This is a genomic window from Arthrobacter sp. 9E16 (assembly GCF_002929435.1).
Lineage (GTDB): Bacteria > Actinomycetota > Actinomycetes > Actinomycetales > Micrococcaceae > Arthrobacter_B > Arthrobacter_B sunyaminii.
Genome location: NZ_PJIU01000003.1, coordinates 399,345 through 414,985 on the forward strand (window position 1 = coordinate 399,345; position 15,641 = coordinate 414,985).

At 66.5% G+C, this 15,641-nt stretch carries 13 protein-coding genes; 10 read left to right on the plus strand and 3 right to left on the minus strand.

Annotated elements, in window-relative coordinates; all coding sequences use genetic code 11:
• The first annotated feature begins 182 nt into the window (after positions 1-182).
• On the plus strand, positions 183-776 hold the full coding sequence (locus CXR00_RS14195) for a GtrA family protein (protein WP_104055192.1): 594 nt from the start codon (positions 183-185) through the stop codon (positions 774-776).
• On the opposite strand, the gene CXR00_RS14200 is transcribed toward CXR00_RS14195, so the two are convergent.
• Positions 754-1,485 carry a TIGR03089 family protein gene (locus CXR00_RS14200; RefSeq protein ID WP_258060488.1) on the minus strand — a complete coding sequence of 244 codons (732 nt, stop codon included), beginning with the start codon at positions 1,483-1,485 and terminating at the stop codon, positions 754-756. The two genes, CXR00_RS14195 and CXR00_RS14200, sit on opposite strands and share 23 nt — an antisense overlap.
• A gap of 330 nt (positions 1,486-1,815) precedes the next feature.
• On the opposite strand from CXR00_RS14200, the gene CXR00_RS18645 reads away from it, so the two are divergent.
• From CXR00_RS18645 to CXR00_RS14215, 3 genes are read left to right on the plus strand one after another with little or no spacing between them, the layout of a single operon-like run.
• A complete protein-coding gene (locus tag CXR00_RS18645) occupies positions 1,816-2,346 on the plus strand; it encodes a WhiB family transcriptional regulator (RefSeq protein WP_104055193.1) in 531 nt (176 codons plus the stop codon).
• A complete protein-coding gene (locus tag CXR00_RS14210) occupies positions 2,346-5,882 on the plus strand; it encodes a glycosyltransferase family 2 protein (protein WP_258060537.1) in 3,537 nt (1,178 codons plus the stop codon). Before CXR00_RS18645 ends, CXR00_RS14210 begins: the two co-directional genes overlap by 1 nt.
• Entirely contained in the window at positions 5,882-7,591 is a 1,710-nt protein-coding gene (locus tag CXR00_RS14215; RefSeq protein ID WP_104055195.1) for a DUF5719 family protein, read from the plus strand. Before CXR00_RS14210 ends, CXR00_RS14215 begins: the two co-directional genes overlap by 1 nt.
• A gap of 45 nt (positions 7,592-7,636) precedes the next feature.
• Here CXR00_RS14215 and CXR00_RS14220 read toward each other — a convergent pair whose 3' ends face one another.
• The gene (locus tag CXR00_RS14220) at positions 7,637-8,167 is read right to left on the minus strand and encodes a metallopeptidase family protein (protein WP_104055196.1); all 531 of its coding nucleotides are present in this window, start codon (positions 8,165-8,167) and stop codon (positions 7,637-7,639) included.
• Positions 8,168-8,274: 107 nt separating this feature from the next.
• Here CXR00_RS14220 and CXR00_RS14225 point away from each other — a divergent pair, with 107 nt between their 5' ends.
• The 4 genes from CXR00_RS14225 to CXR00_RS14240 all read left to right on the plus strand — a co-directional run bounded on the left by CXR00_RS14225 (position 8,275) and on the right by CXR00_RS14240 (position 11,829).
• Positions 8,275-8,655, plus strand: coding sequence for a DUF3499 domain-containing protein (locus CXR00_RS14225; protein ID WP_104055197.1), 381 nt, complete (start codon positions 8,275-8,277; stop codon positions 8,653-8,655).
• A 100-nt stretch (positions 8,656-8,755) separates the two neighbouring features.
• Positions 8,756-8,938 carry a hypothetical protein gene (locus CXR00_RS14230; protein WP_104055198.1) on the plus strand — a complete coding sequence of 61 codons (183 nt, stop codon included), beginning with the start codon at positions 8,756-8,758 and terminating at the stop codon, positions 8,936-8,938.
• Positions 8,939-8,971: 33 nt separating this feature from the next.
• The gene (gene ahcY / locus CXR00_RS14235; RefSeq protein ID WP_104055199.1) at positions 8,972-10,450 is read left to right on the plus strand and encodes an adenosylhomocysteinase; all 1,479 of its coding nucleotides are present in this window, start codon (positions 8,972-8,974) and stop codon (positions 10,448-10,450) included.
• Positions 10,451-10,584: 134 nt separating this feature from the next.
• A complete protein-coding gene (locus CXR00_RS14240) occupies positions 10,585-11,829 on the plus strand; it encodes an Ig-like domain-containing protein (protein ID WP_181032570.1) in 1,245 nt (414 codons plus the stop codon).
• Positions 11,830-11,877: 48 nt separating this feature from the next.
• Here CXR00_RS14240 and CXR00_RS14245 read toward each other — a convergent pair whose 3' ends face one another.
• Positions 11,878-12,681 (minus strand): RDD family protein, encoded by an 804-nt coding sequence (locus CXR00_RS14245; protein WP_104055201.1) that lies wholly within the window; start codon positions 12,679-12,681, stop codon positions 11,878-11,880.
• Positions 12,682-12,746: 65 nt separating this feature from the next.
• Here CXR00_RS14245 and CXR00_RS14250 point away from each other — a divergent pair, with 65 nt between their 5' ends.
• Both CXR00_RS14250 and CXR00_RS18750 read left to right on the plus strand, forming a co-directional pair.
• The gene (locus CXR00_RS14250; RefSeq protein ID WP_181032571.1) at positions 12,747-13,742 is read left to right on the plus strand and encodes a stage II sporulation protein M; all 996 of its coding nucleotides are present in this window, start codon (positions 12,747-12,749) and stop codon (positions 13,740-13,742) included.
• A 182-nt stretch (positions 13,743-13,924) separates the two neighbouring features.
• Positions 13,925-15,586 (plus strand): TIGR01906 family membrane protein, encoded by a 1,662-nt coding sequence (locus CXR00_RS18750; RefSeq protein WP_308470503.1) that lies wholly within the window; start codon positions 13,925-13,927, stop codon positions 15,584-15,586.
• The last annotated feature ends 55 nt before the right edge of the window (positions 15,587-15,641 follow it).

Here is a 15,641-nt window from a genome sequence, read left to right on the forward strand (position 1 = left end):
TAGGTTACCGAAAAGAGACCACAAATCCTTTTCGCAGGACGGTCCAGCGGCTGCACCCTCAGGGAACTCCCACACTACGGGGGTAATATTGTGTCTTACCGTCTGCCTTTCCACGTGCGGCGGGTTACTGTGTCCAGCTTCGGCAATCCCGGCCGGCGGCGCACCAACGGCCTCGGAGGAACATGTTTTCATCACTGTCTGCGCGCATCAGAGGCCTAGCCTCGTTGTTCTGGCGGGAAGTAGCGAAGTTCGGCACTGTGGGCGCATTCGCCTTTGTTGTGGACAACGGCCTGTGGTGGTTGCTCTACCACGGTGTCCTGGAGGGAAGCGCCACCAAGGCAAGGCTCATCAGTGCCTCTGCGGCAACCCTGTTCTCCTGGGTGGCCAACCGGTTCTGGACCTTTCGGCGCCGCCGCCAGAACAATGTGACCCGCGAGCTGGTTCTGTTCCTCATCATCAACGGCGTGGGCATTGTCATCTCCAGCGGTTTCACCTGGGTTGCCCAGTATCCTATGGGCATCACGGATGCCAAGTGGCTTGGCTTTGCCGGAATCGTGGGCATTGGCGTAGCCACCATTCTCCGGTTCTTCGCCTACCGGTTCTGGGTCTTCAACGCGGCCCTGGACGAAGAGCCCGGGTTCCAAGACGACCATGAACTGCTCGACGACGGCACCAGGAAGCCCGCCCCCGCATCCGGTGTGCCCGCCAACAAGCCCGGCAACGAGGCAGGCAACCCGCGCCTGGCTGCGGAGCCTACGCCTCCAGCCGCCCCGTAATTTTCTCGGCAGCGAGCAGCCGCTCGGTGATCTCCACTTCCGCAGCAGCAAGGACCACGCTGCCGCCGGCGGCCCACGTACGGAGTGAGGCCGCCAGGACGGACGGAAGATCCGCCGACGCCGGAATCAGCAGTGTCTGCGCGGAGCCGCCGTCGGCTGCTTCCGCGAGCTGCCCGTAAGTCAGCGTCAGCCCGGCTCCCAGTGAACTGTGCAGCGCCGTGAAATCCTCGCCGGCTTCATCGCCCGCCATGTACGTGTCCGCGTAGCTGCGGACTTCCGCCGCGTAGTCCACCGCGGCAGCGGGGAGGGTACCCGAGAAACGCAGCGCCAACGCTCCCAGGTCCACCGCCACGACTGTTCCTTCCACCGTGTCCAGCGACTCCTGCGACGCGGTGACCGTAATATCCGGCGCAGCCGCGGAATTGGACGGGTTATTGCCCAAAATCACCGTGCATCCGGTCTGCCACGCTGCCAGTGCCCACACCAGGGTTTTCCAGTGCACCGGAAGGTCCAGCAGAAGACGGATCCCGGGTTCGGCGTCGAGTTCGTCCACCAGCAGGTTGGACGTTTTAGCGATCCAGTTGTCCAGCACTTTGCCGGAAAGTTCAATCCGTTCCGAGTCCGGGCCGTACCAGGTCAGTGCGGGGGAGGTCGCCTGACGCGTGCGCAGCGTGGACAGTATGGCGGGAACGGAGATCTGGTCGGGCATGGGGAGCTCTTTTCTGTGGAGTACGGGGACAGCGTGCGCCTGCCCCGGGCAGTTCTCCGCCCGAAGGCGGATGGAAGATGATTCCAGGCGGGACAGCGCAACTGCGACGCGCCGACGATGAGGCCGAAAATCCGGGCGTGGCGTGCACGGGTTCTGAGGAGTTGACTCTATAGGATGCCGAAACAGCTTGACGTCTTCGTATTACACGCGTGTAATTAGGTATCGGATTTGTTCCAGCAATCCACCACCAAGATGCATTCCAAGCAGGCTGATTGTGCCACGCAGGGCTCAAAGATCCGTTGCAGGGACAATAACACCGGGAGGACCTCCATGGGGCAGGCAGAATACACGCACGACCAGTCCATTGCCGCGCAGGCATCAGCTAGCTACGGCGCTCGGGGCGTACCCGTGGACTGGTACGTGGACCCTGCGGACCCGGGAGCAGCTGAGCGCTACCGCCAGGACACCGCAGGCCTGGAGGACCAGGCAACGGCCTTCCTGGCCGCCCACGAAGCCCTCGCCCCGGACACTGAGGAAACAGAGCTCCTGGACCCGCCCGTCGCGTTGTTTTCTCCCCCCGCGGAGAAAGACACCCGGCCGGTCTGGATTGGCCTGCCCGGCCTTGGCGACTACGACGACAGCGAACTCGGCTGGCAGTCCGACGCCCTCTGCGCACAGACGGACCCGGAAGCCTTCTTTCCGGAAAAAGGCGGTTCCACGCGGGACGCCAAGAAAGTCTGCGCTGCCTGCAACGTAAGGTCCCAGTGCCTGGAATACGCACTGGCCAACGATGAGAGGTTCGGCATCTGGGGCGGCCTGTCCGAGCGCGAACGCCGCCGGCTCCGGAAGCAGGCAGTCTAATTCCTTCGCACGTTCGCGTTTGTGCCGTTGTTGTTTCCCACAACGGCGCACAGTACCTCCCCGAAACACTTACCGCGCTGACCGGGCAAACCCGGCCGGCTGACCAATTCGTCGGCGTTGACACCGGATCCACCGATAATTCCCTTTCTCTTTTGCGCAGCGGCCTCCCGGCCGGAGCCACCATTGCCGAGGCTCCGGCCAAATCCGGTTTCGGTGCTGCCGTGCAGGCGGGGGTGAGCGCACTCTCAGCCCCTGTTTCTCCCGGCGAAACCGTGGACTGGCTGTGGCTGCTCCATGATGATTCGGCGCCTGCCCCGGAAGCCCTTGAAGAACTTCTTTTGGCCGTTGAACGGGCGCCCTCGGTCACTATTGCCGGTGCCAAACAGGTCGACTGGTACAACCAGCGGCTGCTGGTGGACGTTGGCGTCTCGATCAGCCGGTGGGCGGAACGCCTCACGCTGATCGACGCCGATGAGCTGGACCAGGGCCAGTACAACGCGCGAAGCGACTTTTTTGCCGTGAACTCCGCCGGCATGCTGGTGCGGCGCGATGTCTGGGAAGCCCTGGGCGGCTTCGACCCGGCACTGCTCGGCACCGGTGACGACGTTGACCTGTGCTGGCGCAACCGCCTGGCCGGCCACCGCGTCGTCGTCGTCCCCGCAGCCAAGATGCGCCACGCGGGACGCCGGCCCAACACCGCAGCCACCGCCGCGGCCTCCCGCCGGGCCGAAATCTTCCTGCGGCTCAAACATGCGCCGCTGTGGCAGGTTCCGTTCCTGGCCGTTGGTGCAGTCCTGGGCGGTTTCGGCCGGCTGATCCTGGGGATGCTTGCGAAAGACCCCGCCTATGCTTTTAGCTCACTCGCGGCCAGCATCGGCGCTGTCCTGCGTCCGGTGGACCTGTACCGGTCCCGCCGCGCCGCCGCAGCCACCCGCACCCGGCCGCGCAGCGCGGTCCGTGCCCTGCGCACCCGACGGCGGGAAGTACGCGAACACCGCAGGTCACTCTTTGAGGCGGAACCGGCTCTCTTCGCCGACGACGCGCCTATTCACGGAACCCAGACGCACGGAACCCAGACACACGGAACGGCGGCACTGGCCGGAACGGCGCAGGAAGCCGGCTCCCTGGAACCCAGCGGTGATTCCAACCATGACTTCGCCGCCCTCGCTGCCCCGTCCCGTGCCTGGGTGGGGGCGGGAGCCGTCGCGGCAGCGCTGCTGCTGCTCGTCGCTTCACTGGCCGGGCTTCACCGCTTCATCGGAGCGTCCGCGCTGGCCGGCGGGTCCCTGCTGCCGCTCTCCGGAAGCCTGGGTGAGATTTGGTCCAATGCTTCGTCCTGGTGGATCGATCTGGGCTCCGGTTACCCGGGCCACGGCGATCCCTTCGACTATGTCCTCTGGCTGCTCGGTGCCGCCGGACTCGGAAACACCAACATCGCCGTCGTCACCCTGGTGCTGACGGCCATGCCGCTCGCCGGGCTCAGCGCCTGGTTCGCCGCCGGTGCACTGACCCGTCACCGGGGCCTGCGTTTTTGGGCCGCACTATTCTGGGGCAGCACACCCGCGCTCCAGGTGGCGCTGGGTGAGGGCCGGCTCGGAGCGCTGATTGCGCACATCCTGCTGCCGCTGCTGGTGCTGGCCATGCTGCGGGCCGTGGGAACGGCGCCGCGCAACGTCAACGACCGGCTGATTCTTTCGGGCACGCCGGTGCAATGGACCGGCAAGGAATCCAGCTGGGCCGCTGCCGGTGCTGCCGGGCTGCTGCTGGCCGTTGTCACGGCGTCCGCGCCCACGCTGTTTGTGCTGGCCGCGTTTGCGGTGCTGCTGGTCTCCCTGCGGGTGGGCCGCCGTGCCCGCACGCTGTGGTGGTCCCTGATCCCGGCGGCTGCGCTGCTCCTGCCGGTGGTGGTCTCCACCCTGGACCGTCCGCGTGCGCTTGCCGCGGACCCCGGGGTTCCGCTGGGCTTCGATCCGGCCGCACTGTGGCAGCAGCTGCTCGGCTTCCCCCTCACTTTTGACGTCAACGGGGGACTTCCCCTGCTGGACTTCCTGCCGGCCGGTCCCTGGCCGCTGGTGCTGGCCCTGGTCATTGGCGGCCCGGTGCTGCTGCTGTCCGTTGCCGCTCTTTTCGCCGGTCCCCGCACCGCGCTGGCCCGTCTGGCCTGGATCCTGAGCCTCGCCGCGCTTGTCCTTAGCTGGCTCTCGGCATTCGTCGCCACGGGTGCAGCTCCGGGCGGACTCGTGACTCCGTTCCCCGGTCCACTGGTTTCAGCCGCAGTCTTCCTGCAGCTGTGTGCGGCGCTGCTGGCGGGAAACACCCTGCTCAACCGCCGGGCAGCCCCGGACCATGCCGCGGGCGGACGTCCCCGGCAGGCCGGCCGTCCGGTAGCCGTCCTGCTGGGAATCCTCCTCGCCCTGGGGCCTGCGGCGGGCCTGGCCCTGTGGAGCATTCCCCTGGCCACGGGCTCCACCACCGCCGAAGGCGCCAACGGCGTGCACGGAGCGCAGCCCCTGGTAGCCCCGGCAGCAGAACGCACGCTGCCCGCCACCGCAGCGGACAAGGGCAGCAGCGACGAGCGCACCCGCACCCTGGTGCTGCGCACAGACGCCAACGACGACGTCACCGCGGCACTGATGCGCCACGGCGGCACCACCATGGACGGCATGTCCGCCATTTACGCAGCCCGCACGATCACGGGTGCGGTCAATGCCGAGGAACTCGCGGCCGACGACGACGCCGCGGCAGACGTGCGCCGTGCCGTGGCCATTATTACCGTCGGGACCGGAGTGGATCCGCGTGCGGAGCTGGCCCGGCTTGGTGTTGGCTACGTGGTCCTTCAACAATCCGACACGTCCGCGGAGCTGCTGGCGGGGAAGATGGATTCCGTTCCGGGCCTCGCGGCGGTGGGGCAGACCGGTTCGGGCTGGCTGTGGCGGGTTGTCGGCCAGCTTGATGAGCAGGGGACCGAGGACCTTTCCGAGGACACCGCCCGGGTCCGCATCCTGGCCGGCGACGGCTCCGTGGAATCCGTGGTTCAGTCCGGGGCCACAGACGTTCGTACCGCCATCCCCGCAGGAGCGCAAGGCCGCACTCTTGTCCTGGCTGAACGCTCGGACCCGGGCTGGCAGGCAACCCTGAACGGTGTGCCGCTGGCAGCAACGGCGGACAGCTGGGCACAGGCCTGGACGCTTCCTGCCGACGGCGGGGACCTGGAAATCCGGTATGACACGGTGTGGGAACCCTGGCTTGGGGCAGTTCAAGTCCTGGTTATTGCGCTGACGGTGCTGCTGGCCCTGCCCACACGCTCCCGCAGGGGCGCGGTCCGGCTGCCCGGCCGGCAGCTTCCGCGGCGTAGCGGACCGGTTGATCCGGCGGACGGGGGCAGTACTGCCGGAAGCAGCGCAACTGCAGATTCCGGTGCCGCTGCGGTGCCGGCGGAACCGTCCAGGACCGCAACGGTCGGCGCCGGTGCGCCGGTGCGGACAGAGGAACTCAATGCCTCGGGGAAATCCGGCGCAACGGAAGGGCAGCGCTGATGAGCGGCAAGAAGGAATCCCCGGACCGCCGGGCGCGGAAGCGGGCAGCCGGGGATGCTGCCGCCGAGGCTGGTTCTCCGGTTCCCGCCGGTGCGGAGCCGTCAAAGTCCGGCCCGCTTCCGGCTGGCCGGGCCGAGGTCCGGGTGCGGCGGCAGCGGCGCCGCCGCCAGGCTGTCACAGCGGGGTCTGCCGTGCTGATCCTTGCTGCGGCAACGGCCGTGGTGGCAGGTTCCGAGGCCGTTGAATCCGGCAATGCGGGAAGATCCGTGGAGATTGCCGCGGCTGACGTACCGGCAGGACCGCTTACCGCGGTCTGCCCGGAGCCGCTGCGGCTGCTCTCCGGTGCCGTTGCGGGAACCGATCCCCAGTTCAGCCCGGTATCCGAATCCGCCACGACCAACCTCAGCGCGGTGGTGCTGAGCGGCGCGGGGAACCCCGTTCCGGCGTCGTCGCTGCTGAAGGCTGACGGGATGAGCGTGCTGAAAGCCATTGCAGACGGTGCTCCGAAAGAGCAGCCACTGGCCGGCGTGAGGAGCGCGGGCGTGCTGGCCAACGAGAACGTCACTGAGGCCACGGTCCTCAGCGCCGAGCCCTCGGGCACCCTGCAGGCCACGGCCAATGCCGTGGTGGGCTTCTCCGCCGAGGACGGTGACCTTGCCGGTCTCGCCGCGGCAAACTGCCAGGCTCCGGGCAACGACATGTGGATTCTGGGGGCACGAACCACGGTGGGTGCCACCGCGGTGCTGCGCCTCACCAATCCGTCGGAAAGCGCAGCCACGGTGGACCTGGAGCTTTACGGTTCCAAGGGGCGGGTGGAAGGGACCGGCACGCGCGGGATCCTGGTGCCGCCCGGCGCAACCAAGGCAATTGTCCTGGCCGGCCTGGCGGCGAATGACCCCGGATTGGCGGTCCGGGTGCGCAGCTCCGGCGGACCGGTCACGGCCATGGTGCAGCAGAGCCTCCTGCGGGGACTGACACCCGGAGGCGTGGAACTCATCCAGCCGTCAGCCGCGGCGTCGCCGCAGCAGGTCATCAGCGGCGTCCGCATCCAGAGCCCCGCAGCCACCAAGGCGCTGACCGCCAAGCGCGGGTATGAATCAGCGGCCCCGGTGCTCCAGGTGGCCGTTCCCGGCAGCACCAACGGCGTGGTGTCGGTGCGGATCCTGGGCAAGGACGGAGACGTTTCCCTGCCGGGCGGGGGAGTCTTCACCGTTCCTGCCGGCAGCGTGGGGCAGCTTCCCCTGGACTCGCTGCCCGAAGGGACATACTCGGTGGAGGTCACAGCCGATGTGTCGGTGGTTGCCGGCACCGTTTCCAGCCGGGGCAGCAAGCCTGACGCGCCGGTGGACCTGGCCGTCGCGCCGTCGGGAGAGCGCCTGGGCAATGAACATTTGGCGGTGCTGCCCGCGGAAATCACATCCGTGCTGAGTTTTGCTGCCCCGGCCGGTGCGGCTGAAGTGCGGCTGACCGGCGTCGCGCGGGACGGCAGCCTCACCGACGAGCAGATTGTCTCGGTGCCGGAGGGGTCCACGGTCACCATCCCGGCGCAGAGCGTCGGGTCAGGTCTCGCGGCAGTGCTGATCAGCACCACCGGCGAGCCGGTGTACGGTGCCCAGGTCCTCACGGGTAAGGACGACGGCGTTTCGGTGCTGCCGCTGCCCAAGGGGAACATCGGCGGCACCTCGGTTCCGGTGAGCCTGGGCTACTAAGCCTGGCCGGTGCCCTGCCGGTGCCCTGCTGGCGCCCGGTGCCGGCTACAGCGGACGGAAACGGCCGTAGGTGGGGTCCACGGTTTCGGGATCCATGCCAATGAGTGTGGCCAGCTGTTCCACCACGACGTCGTGGATCAGTTCGCTGACCGGCACCAAGCCCCGGGCGGCGGACTCGATCGGATGCCGGTAGACCGTGATGACGGCCGGCCTTGGTCCCGCTGCGGGCGTGCCTGCACCGAACGGAATGTTCCCGCGGGTAGCTGCCAGTTCTTCGAGTCCCGGGGGGATGTCCTGCACCACAAACTGATAGGACTGGATGCTCTCGCCCCACAGCCGTTCCAGGCGCTGCGCGGACTCCAGCACCCAGGTGTCGAAGCGCTCCGAACGGGAGCGGAAACCGGCCAAATGCGCCGGAATAAGCTCACCGCGCAGGCCGCGTCCATGCCGGTTTCGGCGTCGGCTCCGAAATGGGCGCGGGTTAGCCGCCCCGGAGGAAACGGCATCAGCCGGCCCGTTTCCGGACGGCTCTTCGCCGGGGCCGAGATACACCCTGAGAGTTGGTCCGGTGGACATACAAGTACTGTAACGGCTGTACCCGCCGGGAGGCACTGTTAATGGGACCTCGTCTTCCCGGCGAGCCTGCCCGCTGCGGGTGCCTCCGGCAGGTAAAGTGATCCTCCGTGGAATCCTTACGACTGTGCTCAAGATCAGCGTGCCGAGAGGCAGCTGTTGCCACCCTGACGTATGTGTACGCCGATTCCACCGCGGTGCTGGGACCGCTGGCAACGTACGCCGAACCCCATTGTTACGATTTGTGTAACGCTCACGCCGCCCGGCTGACGGTGCCGCTGGGATGGGAAGTGGTCCGCCTGGATCTCGCCGGACAGCCGCGCACTCCCAGCCGCGACGATCTGTCCGCACTCGTGGATGCCGTGCGGGAAGCCGCCGAAAAGCCTGCAGCGGAGGCACCCAAGCGCGCCGGCAAGCACGCCCTGGAACCCCCGGCAGAGACCCCCGGCGCCCGGCGCTCCCACCTGCGGGTCCTGCGCGAAGAGGTCTGACACCTGCACTGCCGCATCCTAAAGGGATAGTCTGGGGGCCAGCGCCGCGTTCTTACTCTCAGGCACGGCATCGACGTATCCCAAGGAAGTGCTGCAATCCATGGTTAAACTCACTGCCGATCTGATGGCGGTTTTGCGCTGTCCCGTGACCGGCTCCGCGCTGGAGCAGGATGACACGGGACTGGTCTCGACTGCCCCCGATGCCAGCGGTAATCTCGTCCATTACGTCCTGGAGGAAGGCATCCCCGTATTACTGGCCCCCTCGGCAGTGCGGGACGGCTAAGCTTCCGACACTTCAGAGTGAGGATTCCACCGCGTGAGCATCGAGTTTAGAGTCGCCGACCTGTCCCTCGCTGAAGCCGGCCGCCACCAGATTCGCCTGGCCGAACACGAAATGCCCGGACTGATGGCCCTGCGCCGTGAATACGGCCCCAGCCAGCCGCTGGCAGGCGCCCGCATTGCCGGTTCCCTGCACATGACGGTGCAGACAGCAGTACTGATCGAAACGCTCACCGCGCTGGGCGCCGAAGTCCGCTGGGCTTCCTGCAACATTTTCTCCACCCAGGATGAAGCGGCCGCGGCAGTCGTGGTGGGAAACGGCACCCCCCAGGACCCGGCAGGTGTTCCCGTTTTCGCGTGGAAGAACGAGTCCCTGGAAGAGTACTGGTGGACCGCGCAGCAGATCCTCACTTGGCCGGAGGGCTCCGGCGGACCCAATATGATCCTGGACGACGGCGGCGATGCCACGCTGCTGCTGCATAAGGGCGTGGAGTTCGAGGCCGCCGGTGCGGTGCCGGAGAGCCCCCGGGAGGGCGACGCCGACTACTCCTATGAGTACACGGTCATCCTTGACGTGCTCCGCCGCTCCCTGGCCGAGGATCCGGGCAAATGGACCGAAACCGCCAAAGGCATCCGCGGCGTGACGGAGGAAACCACCACCGGCGTCCTGCGCCTGTACCAGCTGGCCGCTGAAGACAAGCTGCTGTTCCCGGCCATCAACGTCAATGACTCGGTCACCAAATCCAAGTTCGACAACAAGTACGGCATCCGCCACTCTCTGCCGGACGGACTGAACCGCGCCACCGACACCCTGATCGGCGGGAAGGTGGCCGTGATCTGCGGCTACGGCGACGTCGGCAAGGGTGCCGCCGAGGCCCTGCGCGGACAGGGCGCGCGCGTGATCGTGACGGAGATCGACCCGATCTGCGCGCTGCAGGCCGCGATGGACGGCTACCAGGTGGCGAAGCTGGAATCCGTCCTGGACCAGGGCGATATCTTCATCACCGCCACGGGCAACAAGGACATCATCATGGCCTCCCACATGGCCAAGATGAAGCACCAGGCGATCGTGGGCAACGTGGGCCACTTCGACAATGAGATTGACATGGCCGGCCTGGCCAGGACCCCCGGGATCCGCAAGGTGGAAATCAAGCCGCAGGTGCACGAATGGGTGTTTGACGGGGGCACCGGCGAGCAGCGCAGCATCATTGTGCTTTCCGAGGGCCGCCTGCTGAATCTAGGCAATGCCACCGGCCACCCCTCCTTTGTTATGAGCAATTCCTTCGCCAACCAGACCATCGCGCAGATCGAGTTGTTCACCAAGCACGGCAAGTCACCCCGGGACGGCGGCTACGCCAACCAGGTGTACGTGCTGCCCAAGGTGCTGGACGAAAAGGTTGCGCGCCTGCATCTGGATGCTCTCGGCGTCGAACTCACGGAATTGAGCAAGAGCCAGGCGGAATACCTGGGCGTGGACGTGGCGGGACCGTTTAAGTCCGACCATTACCGCTACTAGGCTCCGTGCCGCGCCGGGTCAGGACAGGCAACGATGTGGCACCGTTAACGCCACCCTTACCGTAAAATGACGCAGGGGGAGCTATGGTCGCTCCAACATCTGTCAAGAGCACCGGGAAGCATTGGTTAGCAGTTATGGCACAGGGCACAACAAAGCGCAGGAGCTGGATCATCGGTCCCTTGCTCGCAGGGACGCTTCTTCTGGGCGGAGGCGGTGCGCTCACGTCGTGTTCGTTCGTCGCTGAAGACGTCCAAAGCAGCGGGTCGGGAGCATCCGGGCAGGCCTCAAAGGCCGCGGAATCCAAGCCTGCCGTTCCCGAGCCGGTGGCCGTTGTCACTCCGGAGGCGGACGCGGTGGAAGTGAACCCGATCTCTGTGCCGGCCATTACCGTGGAGCAGGGGACCGTGGAATCAGCAAAGCTGGCTCCGGTTTCCGGCGGCGAACCCGTCCCCGGCGAACTCAGCGCCGACGGAACCACGTGGACTGCCACGGGGACCCTGGCCTTCAACACGCCCTATGCCCTGACCTTCACCCTCGCCGATGCCAACGGCGACACCAGTACCCAAACCCGGAAGTTCACCACCGTCTCCACCGCCAATGAGGCCAACGCGGTCATGTACCCGCAGTCCGGATCAGTGGTGGGCACCGGCCAGCCGCTGGAGCTCAGCTTCAGCGAACCGGTCCTGAACAAGCAGGCCGTGGAAAAGGCCATCACGGTCACCTCCACCTCCGGCCAGGCAGGGGCCTTCTACTGGATCAGCGACACCAAAGTCCGTTACCGGGCCGAAGAATTTTGGGCGCCGCAGAGCACCATCACCGTGGACATGAAGCTGCTCGGCGTGGATTTCGGCAACGGCATGATCGGCAACTTCAATGAGACCGCCAGCTTCAGCACCCACAACAACCGGCTGGCCGTGGTGGACAACGCGGACAAGATGATGCGTGTATACATCGACGGGCAGCTCACCAGGACCTTCCCGGTTACGCTGGGCACCGAGGACTGGCCGTCCACTATCGGCTACCACGTGATCATGGACCAGCATGAGTCCATCCCGTTCCGCGCGGAATCCATTGGTTTGAAGCCCGGCGACGAACACTATTACGAGCCGGTCACCGCCCACAACGCCTCCCGCATCTCCAACGGCGGCGCTTTCATCCACGAAGCCCTGCCGTCCGCCCAGCCGGTGCTGGGCGTGTCCAATGTTTCGCACGGCTGCATCGGCATGAGTCCCGAGGGCGCCAAATACATCTACGACAATTTCGACGCCGGTGACGTGGTCCAGGTGCTGAACACCGGCTACGGACCCATGTTCGTGTGGGACGGGTTTGGGGACTGGAACCTGCCGTGGGCCGAGTGGGTCAGCCAGCCCAAGCAGTAACCCAGCCTGCCCGGCGGAGCACTCTGCCGGCAGGATGCCGGAAGAATCCTACTGCTCGAACGGCAGCCGGTGCAGCCGCCGGGCCACCCGTTCGGTCTGTTCGCGCTGCCTGGACATGCGGGCGTAATCGCGGTCCCGGCGCTCAGCCGTCACGGCGCTGAGGAAGTCCTCGGCCCGGGTGCCGGGCGGGGGCTGGGGGGAAACGAAGGCCGAGACTTCGTCGGCCAGTTCTGCGGCGCGGGCGGCGCGTGCCGGGACTGAGAGCCGGGAGGCCTGGGACAGGAAGCGGGACACCCTGCGGGACAGGGCGTCGGGAAAGCGTCCCATGTCCGCCAGATGCGCCCAGCCGCGCAGCCACGGCGGCATCTGAACCTGAGCCGGCGGGGGAGCGGTGACCCGTTCCCTCATCGCGTACGTTCCGGCCATCATGTCCCCGAGCCGTTTGGACCTCTCGTTGAACATGGCCGCGATGAACGCCACCGATCCCGCGGACATGTAGATTTCCAGGACCGCAGCCATGCCGCGGATGAAGCAGTGGCGGAAGCGCACCGCCCCGCCGTCGTCGCGCACTATCCGCAGTCCCATGGCCAGGCGTCCCAGCGACTTGCCGCGGGTCAGCGTTTCCACCGTCACGGGCACGCCGATCAGGACGAGGACCACGATCGCCAGGATCAGTGCCTGTCCCAGAGCGGGATCAACGGACTCGCCCAGGGTTTGGCCGAAGAGCAGCAGTAGCCCGAGAAGGACAACGAACTGGGCCGTCACATCGATGATGGAACTCAGGGCACGTGCCGCGAAGGATGCCGGACGCAGTTCCAGGACAACGGCCTCTCCGGTGACGATGGAGCTCACGGGCGGTCCTCTCGTCCGAATACTGGTGCTGGGTACTCCACTGTACCCAGCGCTAGGGTGTAACCGTGGATATGGAAGCGTTCAGTGCAGTGCATGCCCCTGACTGGTTGCGGCTGGATGAGCTTGCCGCCCGGCGCCGGCTCAGCGGGGAGGAAGCCGATGAGCTGCTGCGCCTCTACCAGCGGGCCTCGGCACACCTGTCCATGGTCCGCTCGGTGGCTCCGGAAGGCGCGCTCTCAGCTGCGCTGTCCATGCGCCTGTCCCGGGCACGAACCCGATTCACCGGCGCACGGTCCAACGTTGCCGAGGACCTGGCGTACTTTTTCGTGGTTGCCCTGCCGGCCGGCTTTTACCGTGTCCGTTGGCTGACCGTTGCCGTGGGAGCGGCGTTCATTGCAGTGTCCTGGCTTTTTGGAATCTGGGCAGCGAACACCCCCGGAGTCATTGCCGCGGCCCTGGGCTCTGATGCGGAAGTCCGGCGGTATGTTGAAGAGGACTTCGCCGGTTACTATTCGGAGAACCCGGCTGCCTCCTTCGCGGGACAGGTCTGGACCAACAACGCCTGGATTGCCCTGCAGGCTGTCGCGTTCGGCATCACCGGCATTTGGGGACCGTTCATCCTGTACCAAAATGCCCTGAACGTTGGCATAGCCGCAGGGACTATGGCCGCGTACGGGAAACTGGACGTCTTTTTCAGCTACATCCTGCCCCACGGACTCATGGAGCTGACGGCCGTTTTCATCGCGGTGGCCGCGGGACTGAGGATTTTCTGGGCCTGGGTTGCTCCGGGACGGCGCACCCGCGCGGTGTCCGTGGCGGCGGAAGGGCGCTCGCTGTTCACCGTGGCCCTGGGCCTGGTCATCGTGTTGTTCCTTTCCGGTTTGGTCGAGGGCTTCGTGACGGCGTCGCCGCTGCCCGCCTGGCTGCGGATCGGTATCGGAGCTGTCCTGTTCTGCGCCTACTGGGCATACACGCTGGTCTTGGGCGGCCGGGCCTACCGAGCGGGTCACCGCGGCGATTTGTCCCGGCGCGACAGCGGTGACGTACTGCGGACCGCCTGACCGGGTCCTGCGCTCCGGCGGTCCGAAGGTAACAGTCGGATTGAGTCTCCCTGAACCCGGGGTGGCGGCGCCGTTCCTTACGTGCCTGCCCGGTAGGGTCGAAGAAGAATGGAACCGCAAAAGTCCATCGGTATCCGCAAACAGGCCAGAACCAACAGGCCAGGGAAGTGAAAGAGGAAGTAGTGGCAAGCCAGGACGATACCCCCCAGCAACACCCCACGCCCGGAGGCTCCGCCGAACCCGAGAAGCACCGCACTGATCAGGCCGCCGAGGAGAGCAGTCGGCTCAGTGACGCCAGCGAGACCATCGTGAGCGGCGACCACGCGGCCGGTACGGATGCAGACGCTGCGGCCGACGGCGGTGCAACGGGTGCCGCTGACGCCGCAGGTTCTCCCGCATCCCGGGATTCCGAACCGGAACAGCACGATGCCGGACTCGATCATGATGACTGGGAAGCTGCCTTTGCCGAGGCGGCAGGAACTTCCAGCGCCAACGTTGTCCCGGGCGGCCATCCTTCCCTCGCCCAGCGCAGCACCCTGCCGATGCGGCGGGCAAGCACCATGCCCAACGTCAGCGGCTACGGGGACCTCAGCGATGAGGAGCGGGAACAAGCGGGCCGCATCGACGCCGAGGTGCCCTCCGCCGGGAACAACACGGCGCAGGACAGCTCCCACGCTCCGGCCAGTGACACGGACCCGGACGAGTCGCCGGAGACCACCCCCGTCAGCACCGGTGCCTCGGCCCCGCACCTCGATGACAGCGCCGCAGCAAAGGAATCGGCGACAGAACCGGTTTCGGATACGGTGCCGGTCCAGGAGACTGCGTCGGTCCAGGAGACTGCGCCGGATCAGGACCCGGCGCTGCTGGACCGCAGCCCGGAAACAGCAGGTGCCAGCACCCACGGCGCTGCGGAGGGTGCGTCCGGAAGCACCGCCTTTACCACTGCCACAGCCGCCATTCCTGTTGCGGGAGCAGCCGCTGCCGGGACCGGCAGCGGGGAAGGCAACAGTACTAACAGCAACAACACGGCCGCACAGGCGGACCGTCCGGCCGAAGACGAGATCTCCGAAGAAGAAATCCGGCGCCGGGCCGAGGAACGCGAACGGGCCGGAGCGGCCAAGCCCGTGCTGGCCCGCATTCTGCAGGTCATGATTGCGGTGTTCTTCCCGGTGATGCTGCTGGCGGCAGCCATCCGGGCGGTGGCCACCCCGCTGTTCCTCTGGGTCGAGTACCATCGGCCGGGGTTCCCAACCGACAGCTACGGTTTCTCCACGGATGACCGCATGACATACGGCTCCTATGCCGTGGACTATCTGCTGAACTTCTCCGGCGCCCGCTATCTGGGTGACCTGGTGATGGCCAGCGGCGAACCGCTGTATCTGGAAAGCGAAGTCAGCCATATGGCGGACGTCAAAACCGTGTTGACCGTTGCCTTCGTGACCGCCCTCGCCATGGCGGTGCTGAGTCTTCTGGCCTGCATCTACCTGGCGAAGCGCAGCCCCGGCGGAATCCGGCGTGCACTGTTCTCCGGTTCAGTGGTGACGCTGGTCCTGGTCGGTGCGCTGATTGTGACGGCCGTGCTGGGCTGGGAAAGCTTCTTCACCCAGGTGCACACCATCTTCTTTGCCAACGGCAACTGGACGTTCCGCATGGATGACACCCTGATCCGCCTCTTCCCCGCCCAGTTCTGGATGGACGCCGGCATCGCCATTGCCGGACTGGTGCTGCTGACCTGCATCGTGGTGCTGATCGCAGCCTGGCCCACCAAGGCCCGCCGGGAACGCTCCCGCCGCAAGCAGGAAGAGGCCCGCCGCCGCTACCTCGAGTCGCTGGAAGCGGTTTAGCAGACCGGCGGTACTTCGGACACCGAATAAAAAAGCTGCACGTCTCCTTCCGGAG

What these genes read in the sequence shown, in the direction of transcription:
- CXR00_RS18645 (WP_104055193.1), top strand. Translation starts at nt 1,816, where the DNA reads ATGGGGCAGGCAGAATACACGCACGACCAGTCCATTGCCGCGCAGGCA.
- CXR00_RS14240 (WP_181032570.1), top strand. Translation starts at nt 10,585, where the DNA reads ATGGCACAGGGCACAACAAAGCGCAGGAGCTGGATCATCGGTCCCTTG.
- CXR00_RS14230 (WP_104055198.1), top strand. Translation starts at nt 8,756, where the DNA reads ATGGTTAAACTCACTGCCGATCTGATGGCGGTTTTGCGCTGTCCCGTG.
- CXR00_RS14220 (WP_104055196.1), bottom strand. Translation starts at nt 8,167, where the DNA reads ATGTCCACCGGACCAACTCTCAGGGTGTATCTCGGCCCCGGCGAAGAG.
- CXR00_RS14195 (WP_104055192.1), top strand. Translation starts at nt 183, where the DNA reads ATGTTTTCATCACTGTCTGCGCGCATCAGAGGCCTAGCCTCGTTGTTC.
- CXR00_RS14215 (WP_104055195.1), top strand. Translation starts at nt 5,882, where the DNA reads ATGAGCGGCAAGAAGGAATCCCCGGACCGCCGGGCGCGGAAGCGGGCA.
- CXR00_RS14200 (WP_258060488.1), bottom strand. Translation starts at nt 1,485, where the DNA reads ATGCCCGACCAGATCTCCGTTCCCGCCATACTGTCCACGCTGCGCACG.